The organism is Enterobacter sp. Ap-867, from assembly GCF_011752855.1.
Lineage (GTDB): Bacteria > Pseudomonadota > Gammaproteobacteria > Enterobacterales > Enterobacteriaceae > Cedecea.
The window spans coordinates 155,057-170,346 of the sequence record NZ_VWWS01000003.1 but is presented as its reverse complement, the minus strand read 5'-3'; the positions used below and the strand labels follow the sequence as shown (position 1 = coordinate 170,346).

Annotated in this window: 15 protein-coding genes; 8 read left to right on the top strand and 7 right to left on the bottom strand. The window is 52.7% G+C overall.

Annotated features, from left to right (window positions below; genetic code table 11):
• From F3J26_RS11230 to F3J26_RS11220, 3 genes are all read left to right on the top strand, one after another.
• Positions 1-852 carry an Evf family palmitoylated virulence factor gene (locus F3J26_RS11230; protein ID WP_008453376.1) on the top strand — a complete coding sequence of 284 codons (852 nt, stop codon included), beginning with the start codon at positions 1-3 and terminating at the stop codon, positions 850-852.
• A 377-nt stretch (positions 853-1,229) separates the two neighbouring features.
• Entirely contained in the window at positions 1,230-3,656 is a 2,427-nt protein-coding gene (locus F3J26_RS11225; RefSeq protein ID WP_166993812.1) for a DUF3772 domain-containing protein, read from the top strand.
• 132 nt (positions 3,657-3,788) lie between these two features.
• Positions 3,789-4,187 (top strand): hypothetical protein, encoded by a 399-nt coding sequence (locus F3J26_RS11220; protein WP_166993810.1) that lies wholly within the window; start codon positions 3,789-3,791, stop codon positions 4,185-4,187.
• Between the two features lie 94 nt (positions 4,188-4,281).
• On the opposite strand, the gene F3J26_RS11215 is transcribed toward F3J26_RS11220, so the two are convergent.
• A complete protein-coding gene (locus F3J26_RS11215; RefSeq protein WP_286180243.1) occupies positions 4,282-4,779 on the bottom strand; it encodes a hypothetical protein in 498 nt (165 codons plus the stop codon).
• 324 nt (positions 4,780-5,103) lie between these two features.
• On the opposite strand from F3J26_RS11215, the gene F3J26_RS11210 reads away from it, so the two are divergent.
• On the top strand, positions 5,104-6,108 hold the full coding sequence (locus F3J26_RS11210; protein WP_166993808.1) for a DUF2806 domain-containing protein: 1,005 nt from the start codon (positions 5,104-5,106) through the stop codon (positions 6,106-6,108).
• Positions 6,109-6,452: 344 nt separating this feature from the next.
• On the opposite strand, the gene F3J26_RS11205 is transcribed toward F3J26_RS11210, so the two are convergent.
• The 4 genes from F3J26_RS11205 to pepT form a co-directional block, all read right to left on the bottom strand.
• Positions 6,453-6,806: a putative T6SS immunity periplasmic lipoprotein gene (locus F3J26_RS11205; RefSeq protein WP_166993806.1), complete on the bottom strand. Its 354-nt coding sequence runs from the start codon at positions 6,804-6,806 to the stop codon at positions 6,453-6,455.
• A 191-nt stretch (positions 6,807-6,997) separates the two neighbouring features.
• On the bottom strand, positions 6,998-7,351 hold the full coding sequence (locus F3J26_RS11200) for a putative T6SS immunity periplasmic lipoprotein (protein ID WP_166993804.1): 354 nt from the start codon (positions 7,349-7,351) through the stop codon (positions 6,998-7,000).
• The gene (locus F3J26_RS11195; protein WP_166993802.1) at positions 7,348-7,866 is read right to left on the bottom strand and encodes a type IV secretion protein Rhs; all 519 of its coding nucleotides are present in this window, start codon (positions 7,864-7,866) and stop codon (positions 7,348-7,350) included. The genes F3J26_RS11200 and F3J26_RS11195 overlap by 4 nt, the downstream gene beginning before the upstream one ends.
• 172 nt (positions 7,867-8,038) lie before the next feature.
• The gene (gene pepT / locus F3J26_RS11190; RefSeq protein WP_166993800.1) at positions 8,039-9,265 is read right to left on the bottom strand and encodes a peptidase T; all 1,227 of its coding nucleotides are present in this window, start codon (positions 9,263-9,265) and stop codon (positions 8,039-8,041) included.
• Positions 9,266-9,549: 284 nt separating this feature from the next.
• On the opposite strand from pepT, the gene potA reads away from it, so the two are divergent.
• From potA to potD, 4 genes are read left to right on the top strand one after another with little or no spacing between them, the layout of a single operon-like run.
• Positions 9,550-10,686, top strand: coding sequence for a spermidine/putrescine ABC transporter ATP-binding protein PotA (potA, locus tag F3J26_RS11185; protein ID WP_166875091.1), 1,137 nt, complete (start codon positions 9,550-9,552; stop codon positions 10,684-10,686).
• Positions 10,670-11,527: a spermidine/putrescine ABC transporter permease PotB gene (potB, locus tag F3J26_RS11180; protein ID WP_039301993.1), complete on the top strand. Its 858-nt coding sequence runs from the start codon at positions 10,670-10,672 to the stop codon at positions 11,525-11,527. The genes potA and potB overlap by 17 nt, the downstream gene beginning before the upstream one ends.
• Complete coding sequence (gene potC / locus F3J26_RS11175) at positions 11,524-12,315, top strand: spermidine/putrescine ABC transporter permease PotC (protein WP_045782112.1); 792 nt, start codon at positions 11,524-11,526, stop codon at positions 12,313-12,315. The genes potB and potC overlap by 4 nt, the downstream gene beginning before the upstream one ends.
• Positions 12,312-13,358 (top strand): spermidine/putrescine ABC transporter substrate-binding protein PotD, encoded by a 1,047-nt coding sequence (potD, locus tag F3J26_RS11170; protein WP_166993798.1) that lies wholly within the window; start codon positions 12,312-12,314, stop codon positions 13,356-13,358. Before potC ends, potD begins: the two co-directional genes overlap by 4 nt.
• Positions 13,359-13,474: 116 nt before the next feature.
• On the opposite strand, the gene cobB is transcribed toward potD, so the two are convergent.
• Positions 13,475-14,296: a Sir2 family NAD+-dependent deacetylase gene (cobB, locus tag F3J26_RS11165; protein WP_008453397.1), complete on the bottom strand. Its 822-nt coding sequence runs from the start codon at positions 14,294-14,296 to the stop codon at positions 13,475-13,477.
• A gap of 3 nt (positions 14,297-14,299) precedes the next feature.
• Positions 14,300-15,211, bottom strand: a complete 912-nt coding sequence (nagK, locus tag F3J26_RS11160; protein WP_166993796.1) for an N-acetylglucosamine kinase — start codon at positions 15,209-15,211, stop codon at positions 14,300-14,302.
• Between the last annotated feature and the right edge of the window lie 79 nt (positions 15,212-15,290).

Sequence of the window (15,290 nt, the reverse complement as noted above, 5' to 3'; positions counted from 1 at the left end):
ATGTTCAATGAAAAAGCGATCGACGCGGCAGAAGCGTACTTTAGTCAAATCCACGGTTTGAAAGGGGCTGAACTCCTGAGTGACAAACCCCCGCTCGTTCCCGGCCTGTCTCAGGATGGCGCCGTTCAATATCAAACGTATCAATTCAATGATGCCCCCGCTAATTTAAAAAAACAGGTGGAGGCTGGCCGCGTATTAATGGAACGCTTCGTCGGCGTTGCCAGCGCAGCGGTAAATAAAAAAGCCCCTAACAGTGCCGATAAATATAATTATAAAGAGTGGAAAGAAGTCACCCAGCAGCTGCTCAACGCCTTCTTTACCGATCCGGTCTCAGGCGATAAAAGCCTGGACACGTCGGTCAAAGGAATTGAAATAGCCAAAACGGTGATTGAGTTTGCCTGCAGCGTTATCGCGGGGAATGTTTCTGCTTTTGCTGCCTTCCTTAAAGGCTTTGGCGACGGGCTTAGCGCAGAAATGAATAAGACCACCGCCGACTACAATTACCTGTATGCTTATTCCACTCACGATTTATTCAAAGACAACAGTGGCAATATTTTCTATAAGCCCAGTTTCCTGGTCTACGGCACTTATTTCAGCCAGGCGCAAAAGAAAATAGCCACTTCATGCGGCTCTTACAATGAGGTGAACCTCAAGTTCGGGGTCAATACCGTAGGCGGTACCTTCAAAATTGAAGAGTACTTTAGCAACCCCACCTTCAAGAAACGGGTCGATGATTTCCTCGATAAATATGAAGGGAAAGCCATCGACGAGACCGACTCCTACTTCGACGGTATCTTTAATGACTCCTCCCCGGCAAAAGATTACCAGTTCAAAAAGGAGCATGCCTATTAGCCTGATTGCTTCCTGCCGTAGGATGGCCGGGCATAATACTGTGAGCAAGCCTGGCTGACTCTTGAAGGGGGCGGGCACCTGCTTAACGTCTCCGCCCTGGAAGGGTTACATTGTGGTTAGCCCCCGTCTGGTGTCAGCCACCCCATTCGGGGGCTAATACTTTTCTAATGCAGTTTATTGAAAAAATTGAGGGGTGCGGCAACACGGCAGTTGAAAAGATAAGTGACGCATGAGTATGCCCGGCCCCGGGCAAGAAGAGGCTTCAGGCTGGCGGGAAAAGTCCCCACCCTGTAGCCGCCCGAGGATAAAAGATGGCAATCTGATTAGCGCCTGCCCATACTTGGGTGAACGTTAATAGGGACATTGAGCGCCATCCCATGAACAAATCGCTGCATACCTTCCTCCTCTCCTGCCTGTTATTTGTCGGCCTGTTGCTGACGGCCCAAAGCAGCCTGGCGGCCCCGACCGAAGACCAGGAACCCAGCCTGAAAGAGATTGCCGGGCAGCTAAAGCAATACAAGACGCAGATAGACAACATTAAGCAGCAGGTGTCGCAGACCAACACCGACAGCCGGCTGATCAAGCTGTTCGACACCACGCAAAAGCTCGGCGTGGAGGTGGATAGCCTGACCGCGCTGCTGCAGCCGATGCACGACAAAGTGCAGGCTCAGCTGCAGGTGCTGGGGCCTGCCCCGGAGACCGCTGCGGGGAATGAAACCGCCAGCGTGTCCCGGCAGCGCAACGCGCTGAACAGCGACAAAAAGCAGATTGATGAGGCCATCAGCACCTCGCAAAGCCTGCAAACCAACATCCGGGCGCTGGGCATCCAGATAAACGATCTCCGCCGCACCTATTTCAAATCCCAGCTGGCGTCGAACAGCGGGAGCATGTTGAGCGCCACCTTCTGGCTGCAGGAAGCTGACACCCAGGCCGTGGATATCCAGCGCTTCAATGCCTTTGGCGAGCAGCTGCTGGAAACCTGGCAGGCGGCGTGGGAACCCGAGTTGTTCTGGGGCACCTTCTGGCTGTTCGTGGCTGCCGCCGCGATTGTGTTGGCTGGCTGCTACCTGATTGAGCGGCTGCTGGTCTGGATCGCCATCACCTGGTTGCCGGATGGTCGCCTGCGCCGCAGCTTCAATACGCTGGCCAGCACGTTAGTGACCATGTTTACTATCGCGCTGGCACTTTCCATTGTGAAAAGCGCCTTTTCTCGGGGGGCAGAGTTCTCTCCCCAGGTGAACGATTTTGTCGACGGCTTTGTGCAGCTGGCCGTGTTCTGCTCATTGATTTATGGCGCTGGCCGCGCGTTTCTTTCCCTGAACCGCCCTTCATGGCGGCTGGTGCAGCTCGATGACAGCGTGGCCGAAAGCGTGCGTTACTTCCCACCGCTGCTGGCCATTCTCGGCCTGCTCATTGGCTGCCTCGACCTGATTAATAATACGATTGGCGCCAGTCTCGGCACCACGATCCGCGCCAACGGGCTGATTGCTGCCGTTATGGCCAGCGTGCTGCTGGCCATGATGCTGCGCGTGCAGCACGCCCACCGGCGGCTGGAAAAAAATGGCGAGCCTGCCGAGAAGCGCTCCCGGATCGACGCCTTAGTCTGTCTGCTGGTCATGCTCGCTTCGCTGGCGATTCTGGCTTCGCTGCTGGTCGGCTACATTGCCTTTGCCCGCTACCTGACTTACCAGGTCATCTGGTTCGGCATGGTGCTGGTGGCGTTTTATTATCTGGTGACCTTCGCCACCGACTTTTTCGCCGCCGTGTTTTCACCGCACACCGCCCCCGGCCAGGCGATGAAAAAGTCGCTGCGGTTTAAAGACCGACACCTTGAACAGCTGGCCGTGGTGTTTACCGCCTTCACCAAGTGCGCGCTGATACTCATGACCATCATCGCGCTGTTTAACGGCACCTTCGGCACCACCACGCCGAGCCTGCTTATCAGCAAGCTGGTGACGATTTTAAGCGGCGACGGGCTGAAGCAATTGCACATCGTGCCCGGCAACCTGCTGAACGCCGTACTTTGCCTGGTGATTGGCCTGTACATTCTGCGCGTAACCCAGCGCTGGCTCAGCCAGGAGCTGCTGCCCAAAACCATTACCGATATCGGCATTCGCGCGTCGTTGATTACGCTGTTTACCAACGTCGGCTACGTGCTGCTGATCCTCATCACCCTGGCCGCGCTGGGCATTCAGTGGAACAACCTGGCCTGGATTGTCAGCGCCCTGTCAGTGGGGATCGGCTTTGGCCTGCAGGAGATTGTGAAGAACTTTATCTCCGGCCTGATCCTGCTCACCGAACGCCCGGTCAAGGTCGGCGATATGATCGGCATCGGCGGCATTGAGGGCGACGTGCGGCGAATCAACGTGCGCGCCACGGAGATCCAGCTCAGCGACCGCTCGACGATGATCGTCCCCAACTCGCAGCTGATTTCCCAGAACGTGCGCAACGCCACAATGGGCAATGCCCAAGGCGTGGTCACCATCGCCCTGACCTTCCCGACCAATATTGATCCGGAGCTGGTGCGCGATTTACTGCTCAGCGCCTACCAGGACTATGAGGTGATCCTGCCGACGCCTGCGCCGTATGTACGCTTCAGCCAGTTGGGGCCGGAAGGCATTATCCTGAGCGTGACTGGCTATGTCGCCAGCCCGCGCATGGTCGGCTCCAGCAAAAGCGAACTGCTGTTTAATATCCTCAAGCTGCTGCGCAAAAATGAGGTGAATCTGTCCAGCCCGCAGGAAGTTGTTTTTATGAAGCAGCGGGCGAAAGCTTTGGACGATGACGATGAGTTTTCGTCTTAGGTTGAGGCAGATTTTCGGGGCGGCTTAACACTTGCTGACTATTCAGGATTTTCCTTACAGCTACCGCGTTGAATGGGGATGCCTTAGTCCTCACCCTCCACATGGAGAGTGGATTTATAAGGACATAAATACATGCTGACTATTAAATGGCTCCATCGGCTTTTAACGGCCGTCCTGCTGATGGTTGTGATTGGCTATGCCTGGATGAACTTCAGCCCTTCAAACCCGATCCATCCCCTGAAACGGACATATCAGGTTAACCACAACACCTGGCTGTATATGACAGAACAAAGCAGCGGTGGTACAACCGTCCCTGTCGCCTGGCGCTACTACCTGAGCAATCAATTAAGTGGCGACGACAGCGATCTTGCCCGCCAGTTAAGTACTGCGATACCGATCGTTGTCGGCTATGGCACCATTACCGACATTCAGGTGGATGATAAAAACGTTATTTCTGTCACCTACAGTGGGAAAGTGCTGTCGCTATCTGACGATGTGACGCAGGTTCGCTTTAAGATACAACCACACTAAAACTAACTTCCCCTGCCCGCCTTCGCCGTGCTTTGTCACAGCGAAGGCGGGACGCCGTTTATTTAGTGCAGGCCCTGCACCAGTTCACCGTCAATCAGGCCAGCCCTTTCTTCGTGCGCACGAAGCGCGGCGCGGTCAAATTCTCTTCCAGCAGGCTGAACAGCTGGCTGAGAAGATCCGTCATCTGCACCTGTTGAGCCTGCCCCAACTGCTGGCCCAGCAGCACCTGGGTTACGGCGCTGCAATACTCGCAGAGCACATCGGAATCGGCCTCCGACACGGTGCAGGGCGCCGCCGCTTGCCCCTCTTCCACCGTTAACCGCTCAATTAAGTGCTGCGGCAACGGATGGGTTAAGACCACCCTCAGCACGTTAAACCCCGCCTGCAAACGCCCCACCAGCGCGATGTATTCCGCGTGGCTATGTGTTTCGGCTAATTCATCCATCCAGCAGCTGCAAATATCCAGCACATGAAATAAATCGTCCTTTGCGCCCAACGGCATTTTTAATAACGCTGCGATGTCCTTAGCAATAATCGTTTGACCCTTCGTCATTTCCGTGTACGCGAATGTGTTACTATCGGCGTTAGCCATAATGTGACTCCTGGTTAGTTACGTTGTGGTTAGCCCTCGTCTGGTGTTGGCGCACCTTTCGAGGGCGAATTCTTTCTTCGGTTACCTTTGATTGCTTCTTGGATATTATCCTCTGTTTTTTGTACTGGATAAGTCAACAGTGGTTTGGTTTAAAATTATTGGAAACCTAAAAAACTCGAGGGGGATCGCGGAAATGTGATAACTGGAAACTGGGGTTGCATTTGGGGGTTCTTTAAAAACCCACTTTGGGAATTTTTTCAGCGTTCAAAAGAACATTTCATAATGATTTTTTTAGGATTATTAATTAGTCGATAAGGAGACCTAATGTCAAACGAAGAGAAAAAATCGCCAATAAATATAAATGCAGACTTTACTGGCATATTAAATGCTTCACCAAAAGGTGCAAAATATATATTCAATATTTTATTTGGTAAGAAGCATGCAGAAGCAGAGAGAAGAATAAGACTCTCTAATGCACAGGATTATTCAGATATGCTGAAAATTGTGGATGGAAATGCTATTTATGATCCAACATCAAATGAACTAACTCAGTTAAATAACACCAACCTTAAGTCTTTAATAATAGATACTATTCAAGAAGAGGAGGTGCTCAACATACTTGGCTGTATAAAATATGCAGCACCTATTTTAAATGAAGCCAATGAAAACAAAGATTACAAAGAACCAACACAAGACTTTATAAATAGATGGCGTAATGATGCAAAGCTAATTGATGATGAGACTATGCGTAATGTTTGGGGTAGAATTTTATCTGAGGAAATAAATGCCCCTGAGACTGTAAGTTTAAGGTCTCTTGATATAATAAAAAACATCACCAAGGTTGAAGCTCAATATTTTTTAGATATTATTGATTTTATAATTTATGATAATAAATTAATCGATAGCCAATCAGATAAAATTTCCTTTTACAGTGCTCACAAAGCTATAGCATTAGTAGATGCAGGCTTATTGGTTTCGTATACCCCTGGTATGTATCGTTCTTCCAATTTACCAACTCAATCGTTCGGATTGGGTGGGGAAATAATACCTAAAATATACTATCTCCACAATGGTAATAAATACTTTTTTATCAACGCAGATAAAATCGTTAAACAACCCAATTTTTTATACTGGGAATTAACTTCAGCAGGCACAACCCTTTACAGAATACTTAAAGAAGAAAATCCTACAAAAGACCAATCTTTAAATGCTCTAATTAATTGGTTTATTACTTCAACAACTGCATCTGAGATATACTATGGAGATATTATTGATGATTCTTTAGGAAAGAAAAATGTTATTAACTTAATGACCATAAAAAGGACGTGATAAAAATAATTTTAAAATATCAGATAAAAATAAGTTGTGGTGAATCTCAGTCATGCCCACCGAGAGGCACTATCACAAATAAAATTCTATGACGTAAACACCAATACAAGCAGACTCTGAATAAATCCATTATTTAAAAGGGACGTCCTGTCCCTTCCTTCTCAATCAAATATTTCATACTGCTAATCAACATTTCTCCGTTGTCAGTTTAGAAATCCACACTATCATCACGACAGTTTTCACGAACACTAGTGGCGCACATTAAGTACACAATCATTTTTATCTTCTCTAAAAATGTGACACATCACACATCCCAATATGCAATACACCACATCCCCCACCACTCACAAATTATTCACCCCCTGCTTTATCCCCCCAACACCATCCAACGCAAAGTTAACCCGATACTTAACATCATTCATTTCATAGAGCAGGTTATAGGTGACATCTTTCTTAAGCGTCAGGTTAAAGCAATGATCTTGGTATTTCTTTTGAACATAATCTTCAAAAAACAAAGGCTGACGATAGGTATCTTCTGAGGACGTTAAAAGATAGTAGGTAATAACATCACCTTCTTTCGACTTAATGCAAATTTCGTCGCTGTTCTTTTGATAAACAGTGCCCGCGTTTCTAAACTCCAGCCGGTCTCCGACGCAGCCCGAAATTAGCCCTACCAGAATCAGAAGTCCTTTCTTCATGATAAATAGGTTCCTTTTTTAAAAGATGTTCTGCCTTTACATTTTAGGCCTTATTAAATAATCCGTAACTCTATCTTTATACCCGTTAGAGAAATTCCGTAGCACGTAAAATACATAGTTAGTTATATCCTTCTTCAAAAAATGTGACACACCCCACATCCCAATATGCGATGCATCACATTCCTCGCTGATTACAGGTTATTCACACCCTGTTTTATTCTCCCATCATCATCTAACGCAAAATTAACCCTATACTTAACATCATTCATTTTATAGAGCAAGTTATAGGTAATATCTTTCTTAAGCGTCAGATTAAAGCAATGATCCGGGTATTTTTTTTGAATATAATTTTCAAAAAACAAAGGGTGCTGGTAGTTATCTTCTGATGAACTTAAAATATAATAAGTAATAACATCGCCTCTTTTGGAGTTAACACAAACATAGTCATTATTTTTTTGAAAAATACTCCCGGCATGTCTGAAATCAAGCCGGTCACCAACACAGCCAGATATCATCAATGCCAATAGCGTAACGATATGTTTCATAGTGGAAAACTCCCAAGAATGCGTTTGTATTTCAGGATAAGGTTTCTGTCGCTTTCAAATGGTGAATAATTTTTATATTTGATGCTTTCCGTATATTTATAAAAACCATGATTCAATAATAGCCAGTAATCACTGACTATCGAGGCCTGTTGCTCCATGCCATAGTCGGATAATTTTTTACCATTAAGATCATAGTAATAATCAACTGCCCAGGAAAACAGGCCCCTGGTTCTGACCATCATGCCTCGCTGATGCTGCCACACATGCACCATTTCATGTAAAAAGAGATGCTGTGAGTCGACAGTAGCAACGGAATAATCATCCCGGTACACATTGGTTTCAAACCATATTTCGCCGTTAGGCGTCATGGCCGTATTACTTTCCTGAATATTGAAAGGAAGATAGCTCCCGTGATGAATCCAGACTTGATGATAACGTATTGAAGATCTGAAAATACTTTGTGCGAGTGCAATCTCGCCGGTTGTTAGCAGTCTTAAACCGCCTCTTTTTAACATAAAATCATCCTTTATTTATATGCAATGTATCGTCCTGGTTTCTGAAATGCCTTTAACATTCACATAGAGAATATTGGTTGAGAACTCATTCCTCCTGTAGATATGAAAATAGTGATAAAAGAAAAGAGGCTCTCGCCTCCTTCCCTTTCACTCAATCAAAGCAAAGCGCCAATCACCCCTTCTTCCCCACCAGCTCAGCAATCCGCACAATCACCGCCACGGCTTTCTCCATCCCTTCCAGGGTCACGAACTCGTGCTTGCCGTGGTAGTTATAGCCGCCGGTGAACAGGTTCGGGCACGGCAGGCCTTTGAAGGACAGCTGGGCGCCGTCGGTGCCGCCGCGGATCGGCTTCATGATCGGCTCGATGTCGCAGTCGCGCATCGCCTGCTGGGCCACTTCGACAATATAAGGATGCTCGGCCACCTTCTCGCGCATGTTGTAATAGCTGTCTTCTATGACCAGCTCGATATAGCAGTCCGGGTGCAGGCCTTTGCCGACTTTCTTGGCGATCTCCATCATCCGGCGCTTGCGGGCTTCGAACTGCTCGCGGTCGAAGTCGCGGATGATGTAGTGCATCTCGGCGCGGTCGACGGAGCCTTTCATGGTGTTCAGGTGGTAGAAGCCTTCGTAGCCTTCGGTGCATTCCGGGCTTTCGTCCGCCGGGACTTCAGCGTGGATGCGCGCCGCCAGCGACAGGGCGTTCACCATCACGCCTTTGGCGGTGCCGGGGTGCACGTTGTTGCCGACGATTTTGATGGTCACGGAGGCAGCGTTGAAGTTCTCGCTTTCCAGCTCGCCCACGCCGCCGCCGTCCACGGTGTAGGCCCATTCGGCGTTAAAGGCGTCGACGTCGAAGAAGTGTGCGCCCTTCCCGACTTCCTCGTCCGGGGTAAAGGCCACGCGGATATCGCCGTGCGGCACGTTTTTGCCTTTTAATACCGCCAACGCGGTCATGATTTCCGCCACGCCCGCTTTGTCGTCCGCGCCCAACAGGGTTTTGCCGTCGGTGGTGATCAGCGTCTGGCCCATTAACTGGTGCAGCACCGGGAACATCACCGGGGAAAGGATCTCATCGCCGATGCCGAGGGCAATGTCGCCGCCGCGATAGTTCTCGACGATCTGCGGGTTCACGTTTTTGCCGGTGAAGTCCGGCGCGGTGTCAACGTGGGAGATAAAGCCAATGGCCGGGACAGCGTGCCCGACGTTCGACGGGAGCGTGCCCATCACCGTGCCGTGGTCGCTGAGCGTGACGTCCACCAGCCCCAACTGCTCCAGCTGCTCTTTTAGCAGGCGCAGGAGCTTCCATTGCCCTTCGGTGCTCGGCACCTGCTTAACACCGGGCCTGGATTGCGTGTCCAGAGAGACATACTGCAAAAAGCGCTCAAGTAATTTATCCATTTAGCCACCCTCGTTTTTAGTGACATCAATTATCAATAAGCCGCATCGGGCAAATATTGCGTCAGGTCACTTTTAGTCGGTTACGGAAAAAAATAGTTTTCGCACAACCTGACCTGGCCTCAGTAAAGTATCCCTTTAACCGTAGACGATAACGGCCACGGTTTCTGGCCATCGGGATTGGCGATCCCGCCGCTTTGCCGTAGAATGCCAGCCCTTACTCAACGTGCCAAAACCCAAGGTGGTTAATCACAAACCCCGTATCCTTCGCTCCGGATACGTCATTTATGGGACAGCGTAAAAAATTGAAAAAACAGCCTCGTTCGCACTCCATGCTGGTCAACCTGGCGGGAGTCGCCAAGCGCTTTGATGGTAAATCCGTAATTTCTGACTTCTCCCTCACCATTAATCATGGTGAATTCCTGACGCTGCTCGGCCCTTCCGGCTGCGGCAAAACCACCGTACTGCGCCTTATCGCCGGGTTAGAAACCGTCGATGCCGGGCAAATCACGCTCGACAATCAGGACATCACCCATGTGCCTGCCGAGCACCGCCACGTGAATACCGTTTTCCAGAGCTACGCCCTGTTTCCGCACATGACGGTGTTTGAAAACGTCGCCTTTGGCCTGCGGATGCAGAAAACGCCGGCGGCGGAAATCACGCCGCGCGTGACCGAAGCGCTGAAAATGGTGCAGCTGGAAGAGTTCGCCCAGCGCAAGCCGAACCAGCTTTCCGGCGGCCAGCAGCAGCGTGTGGCCATTGCCCGCGCAGTGGTGAACAAGCCCCGGCTGCTGCTGCTCGACGAGTCGCTGTCGGCGCTGGACTACAAGCTGCGCAAGCAGATGCAGAACGAGCTCAAAGCCCTGCAGCGCAAGCTCGGCATTACGTTTGTGTTCGTCACGCACGATCAGGAAGAAGCCCTCACCATGTCTGACCGTATCGTGGTGATGCGCGACGGTAAGATTGAGCAGGACGGCACGCCGCGAGAAATTTATGAAGAGCCAAAGAACCTGTTTGTGGCGAGCTTCATCGGCGAGATCAATATCTTTGACGCGACGGTGCTCGAACGCATCGACGAGCAGCGCGTGCGGGCGAACGTGGAAGGCCGCGAATGCCACATCTTCGTGAACCAGCCGGTGACCGTCGGGCAAAGCCTGAAGGTGCTGCTGCGCCCGGAAGATTTGCGCGTGGAAGAGGTAAACGACGCCCGGGAAGTGGACGGGCTGATTGGCTACGTGCGCGAGCGCAACTACAAGGGCATGACGCTGGAGTCCACCGTCGAGCTGGAAAACGGCAAGATGGTGATGGTCAGCGAGTTCTTTAACGAAGACGACCCGGACTTTGACCATACGCTGGATCAAAAAATGGCGGTGACCTGGGTAGAAAGCTGGGAGGTTGTGCTGGCAGATGAAGAGCTCGCGTAAATTCCAGAATGTGGTGATTGCTACCGTGGTGGGCTGGCTGCTGCTGTTTGTCTTCCTGCCCAACCTGATGATCATCGTCACCAGCTTCCTGACTCGCGATAACGACAACTTCGTGAGCCTGGTGTTTACGCTGGATAACTACACCCGGCTGGCCGACCCGCTGTACGCCCAGGTGCTGCTGCACTCGCTGAACATGGCGGCGATAGCCACCCTGGCCTGCCTGGTGCTCGGCTACCCTTTCGCCTGGTTCCTGGCGCGGCTGCCCGAGAAGGTGCGCCCGCTGCTGCTGTTCCTGCTGATTGTGCCGTTCTGGACCAACTCGCTGATCCGCATTTACGGGCTGAAGATTTTCCTCAGCACCAAGGGCTATCTCAACGAGTTCCTGCTGTGGCTGGGGCTTATTGATACGCCGATCCGCATCATGTTCACCCCGAGCGCGGTGATTATCGGCCTGGTGTATATCCTGCTGCCGTTTATGGTGATGCCGCTTTACTCCAGCATTGAGAAGCTGGACAAGCCGCTGCTTGAGGCGGCGCGGGATCTAGGCGCCAGCAAGCTGCAAACTTTTGTGCGCATTATTCTGCCGCTGACCATGCCGGGGATTGTCGCCGGCTGCCTGCTGGTGATGCTGCCGGCGATGGGGTTGTTCTACGTGTCGGATTTGATGGGCGGCGCGAAGAACCTGCTGATCGGCAACGTGATTAAGAGCCAGTTCCTCAACATTCGCGACTGGCCGTTCGGCGCGGCGACGAGCATTACGCTGACGCTGGTAATGGGCCTGATGCTGCTGGTGTACTGGCGCGCGGCGCGCCTGCTTAACAAGAAGGTGGAACTGGAATGATCGGACGCCTGCTTCGCGGCGGCTTTATGTCCGCCATTTACGCTTTTTTGTATATCCCGATCATCATCCTGATTGTGAACTCGTTCAATAGCTCTCGCTTCGGCATTAACTGGCAGGGGTTCACCACCAACTGGTACAGCCTGCTGATGAATAACGACAGCCTGCTGCAGGCCGCAAAGCATTCGCTGACGATGGCGGTTTTTTCCGCCAGCGCCGCCACGCTTATCGGCTCGCTTACCGCCGTGGCGTTATACCGCTATCGCTTTCGGGGCAAGCCGTTCGTCAGCGGGATGCTGTTTGTGGTGATGATGTCCCCGGACATCGTGATGGCTATCTCGCTGCTGGTGCTGTTTATGCTGCTGGGAGTGTCGCTTGGCTTCTGGTCGCTGCTGTTTTCCCACATCACCTTCTGCCTGCCGTTTGTGGTGGTCACCGTTTACTCGCGCCTGAAAGGGTTCGACGTGAAGATGCTGGAAGCGGCGCGTGACCTGGGCGCGAGCGAGCTGACTATTCTGCGCAAGATTATTCTGCCGCTGGCGATGCCCGCCGTGGCCGCAGGCTGGCTGCTGAGCTTTACCCTGTCGATGGACGATGTGGTGGTGTCTTCGTTCGTGACCGGGCCGAGCTACGAGATCCTGCCGCTAAAAATTTACTCGATGGTCAAGGTCGGCGTTTCGCCGGAAGTGAACGCCCTGGCCACTATTCTGCTGTTACTTTCACTGCTGCTGGTGATCGCCAGCCAGCTGATTCTTCGCGATAAAACTCAACCTCAGGGGACGTTAAAATGAAAAAATGGCCACGCCACCTGCTTGCTGCGGGCGCTCTGGCGCTCAGCTTCGGCGCCGCACATGCCGACGACAGCAAGACGCTTTATTTCTACAACTGGACCGAGTACGTGCCGCCGGGCCTGCTGGAGCAGTTCACCAAAGAGACCGGCATCAAGGTGATTTATTCGACCTACGAGTCGAACGAAACCATGTACGCCAAGCTCAAGACCTACAAAGACGGTGCGTATGATTTAGTGGTGCCATCCACCTACTTTGTGGCGAAGATGCGCAAAGAAGGGATGATCCAGAAGATCGACAAGAGCCAGCTCAGCAACTTTAAAAATCTCGACCCGGATATGCTGAACAAGCCGTTCGACCCGAATAACGACTATTCCATCCCGTATATCTGGGGCGCCACGGCAATTGGCGTGAACAGCGACGCTATCGATCCGAAAAGCGTCACCAGCTGGGCCGACCTGTGGAAGCCGGAGTATAAGCAAAGCCTGCTGCTGACCGACGACGCGCGCGAAGTGTTCCAGATGGCGCTGCGCAAGCTTGGCCTGTCCGGCAACACCACCGATCCAAAAGAGATTGAGGCCGCGTACAACGAGCTGCAAAAGCTGATGCCCAACGTGGCGGCGTTTAACTCCGACAACCCGGCCAACCCCTATATGGAAGGCGAAGTGAACCTCGGTATGGTGTGGAACGGCTCGGCCTATGTGGCTCGTCAGGCCGGAACGCCGCTGGAGATCGTCTGGCCAAAGGAAGGCGGGATTTTCTGGATGGATAACCTGTCGATTCCGGCCAACGCGAAGAACGTCGACGGCGCGCTGAAGCTGATCAACTTCCTGCTGCGCCCGGACGTGGCTAAGCAGGTGGCGGAAACCATCGGCTACCCGACGCCAAACCTCGAAGCCCGCAAGCTGCTGCCGAAGAACGTGGCGGAAGATAAGTCGCTGTACCCGGATGCAGAGGTGATTAAGGCTGGCGAGTGGCAGAATGATGTGGGTGACGCGAGCGCGCTGTATGAGTCTTATTATCAGCGGTTGAAGGCGGGGCGGTAAGTTCACCCTCACCCCGGCCCTCTCCTGGAAGGGAGAGGGAGAAAACAATTGATTTATGCTCGATCCAGTTCCCTCTCCCCTTTGGGGAGAGGGTTAGGGTGAGGGGCTCAGAAGAACTACAATCCCTTCAAAAGCTTATCCACAAACTCAGGCACCACCTGGCTCGCCAGGCCGTAATGCTTCTCTTCAAACTCGCTGCCGACCTGGCTTGGCTCCAGATTCAGCTCCACGGTGTGCGCCCCCTGCAAACGGGCCTCGTGCACAAAGCCTGCCGCCGGATAAACGTGCCCGGAGGTGCCGATAGCAATAAAGTAATCTGCGGTGGCAATCGCCTGATAAATCTCGTCCATGCCAAGCGGCATTTCGCCGAACCAGACGACGTGCGGGCGCAGCGCCGAGGAAATCTGGCAGCAGTGGCAGCGGTCTTCCGGGGTGATGTCGTCCTGCCAGTCCAGCACCTGGCCGCTGCTGGCGCAGCGAACCTTGAGCAGCTCGCCGTGCATGTGGATGACGTTTTTACTGCCCGCCCGCTCGTGGAGGTTGTCGATATTCTGGGTGACCAGCACAAAATGGTCACCCAGCGCCTCTTCCAGCTTCGCCAGCGCCAGGTGCGCGGCGTTGGGCTGGATTTCCGGCTGCTGAAGCTGGCGGCGGCGGTCGTTATAAAAACGCTGCACCAACGCCGGGTCACGAGCGAAGCCTTCCGGCGTCGCCACGTCTTCGACGCGGTGCTCTTCCCACAGCCCGTCGGCAGCCCGGAAGGTGCGAATACCTGATTCGGCGGAGATCCCCGCCCCGGTCAGTACAACAACTCTTGGTCTGTCCATCGCTTCCGGCCCTGTCCTGTCTCTGAAAAAGATGCGCTGACGCAAACGTTGGCGCAGCAGGCGTTTGTTCTTCCGAAACCGGCTCAGCCGGTGCTGACGACGAGAAAGCATGACTTACTCCGTGTAGTGGAGGAATGCCGCGCCACGCATACCGCCTGCGTCACCGTGGCGCGCCTGTTCAATACGCGGCACTGCGGCCACCGGCAGCAGGTACTTCGGCAGGCGTTCCGGCAGTTGAGCGTAGATATCGCTAAAGTTAGACAATCCTCCGCCAATCACCACCAGATGCGGGTCAATTGAGGTCAATAAATTGCCGAGGCAGGCGGCCAGCAGCTCCAGGAAGCGATCCACGTGCTCGATGGCCTGCTCGTCGCCCTGGCGGTAGCGGGAGATGATCTCTTTCGCGTCCAGCGGCTCCTGGTAGAAGTGCTGCCACAGCCAGGCAAAACCGCGCCCTGAGAGGTAGTTTTCAATGCAGCCGTTTTTACCGCAGCCGCAGCGAGTAAACGGAATGTCGCGCCCAAGGATTTCCAGCGCGTCCACAGGCAGGCGGGTATGGCCGAATTCGCCGGTGATGTAGCTGCGGCCGGTGATAGATTTGCCGTTGATGATGATGCCGCCGCCAACGCCGGTGCCGAGGATCAGGCCCATCACCACCGGGTAGTTGAGGAACTCGTCGTCCCAGGCTTCGGAAAGCGCGAAGCAGTTGGCGTCGTTGTCGATGCGCACGTCGCGCTCAAGCATGGCGCTGAGATCGGCGCGAAGCGGTTTGCCGCTGGCAGCCGGAACGTTAGCGGCATACAGCGTGCCGTCGTCGGTTTCCGGCATACCCGGAATGCCAATGCCGACCGAGCCGCGGCAGCTAAACTTCTCGTCGGCCTGCGCCACCAGCCCGACCACCGCGTCGAGGAAATTTTCGTAACTGTCATGAGGAGTAGCAACCCGGGCTTCCCAAAGTAAACGCCGCTGCTGGTCGTAAACGCCGAGTGCAATCTTAGTGCCGCCGATATCAAATCCGTAATACATCGCTGCTCCCAATGCCCGTTGTGCCTCAAGCTGCGCCTGGGTTCTGCCGGGTCACAGCTCGAATGATGTAGGGCAAATT

Bases quoted from the DNA above. Each gene is read 5' to 3' on its own strand.
- F3J26_RS11210 (WP_166993808.1), top strand. From the start codon at position 5,104: ATGTCAAACGAAGAGAAAAAATCGCCAATAAATATAAATGCAGACTTT.
- potD (WP_166993798.1), top strand. From the start codon at position 12,312: ATGAAAAAATGGCCACGCCACCTGCTTGCTGCGGGCGCTCTGGCGCTC.
- F3J26_RS11230 (WP_008453376.1), top strand. From the start codon at position 1: ATGTTCAATGAAAAAGCGATCGACGCGGCAGAAGCGTACTTTAGTCAA.
- F3J26_RS11225 (WP_166993812.1), top strand. From the start codon at position 1,230: ATGAACAAATCGCTGCATACCTTCCTCCTCTCCTGCCTGTTATTTGTC.
- F3J26_RS11205 (WP_166993806.1), bottom strand. From the start codon at position 6,806: ATGAAGAAAGGACTTCTGATTCTGGTAGGGCTAATTTCGGGCTGCGTC.
- F3J26_RS11220 (WP_166993810.1), top strand. From the start codon at position 3,789: ATGCTGACTATTAAATGGCTCCATCGGCTTTTAACGGCCGTCCTGCTG.
- potA (WP_166875091.1), top strand. From the start codon at position 9,550: ATGGGACAGCGTAAAAAATTGAAAAAACAGCCTCGTTCGCACTCCATG.
- F3J26_RS11200 (WP_166993804.1), bottom strand. From the start codon at position 7,351: ATGAAACATATCGTTACGCTATTGGCATTGATGATATCTGGCTGTGTT.
- F3J26_RS11195 (WP_166993802.1), bottom strand. From the start codon at position 7,866: ATGTTAAAAAGAGGCGGTTTAAGACTGCTAACAACCGGCGAGATTGCA.
- cobB (WP_008453397.1), bottom strand. From the start codon at position 14,296: ATGCTTTCTCGTCGTCAGCACCGGCTGAGCCGGTTTCGGAAGAACAAA.
- F3J26_RS11215 (WP_286180243.1), bottom strand. From the start codon at position 4,779: ATGGCTAACGCCGATAGTAACACATTCGCGTACACGGAAATGACGAAG.
- pepT (WP_166993800.1), bottom strand. From the start codon at position 9,265: ATGGATAAATTACTTGAGCGCTTTTTGCAGTATGTCTCTCTGGACACG.
- nagK (WP_166993796.1), bottom strand. From the start codon at position 15,211: ATGTATTACGGATTTGATATCGGCGGCACTAAGATTGCACTCGGCGTT.
- potC (WP_045782112.1), top strand. From the start codon at position 11,524: ATGATCGGACGCCTGCTTCGCGGCGGCTTTATGTCCGCCATTTACGCT.
- potB (WP_039301993.1), top strand. From the start codon at position 10,670: ATGAAGAGCTCGCGTAAATTCCAGAATGTGGTGATTGCTACCGTGGTG.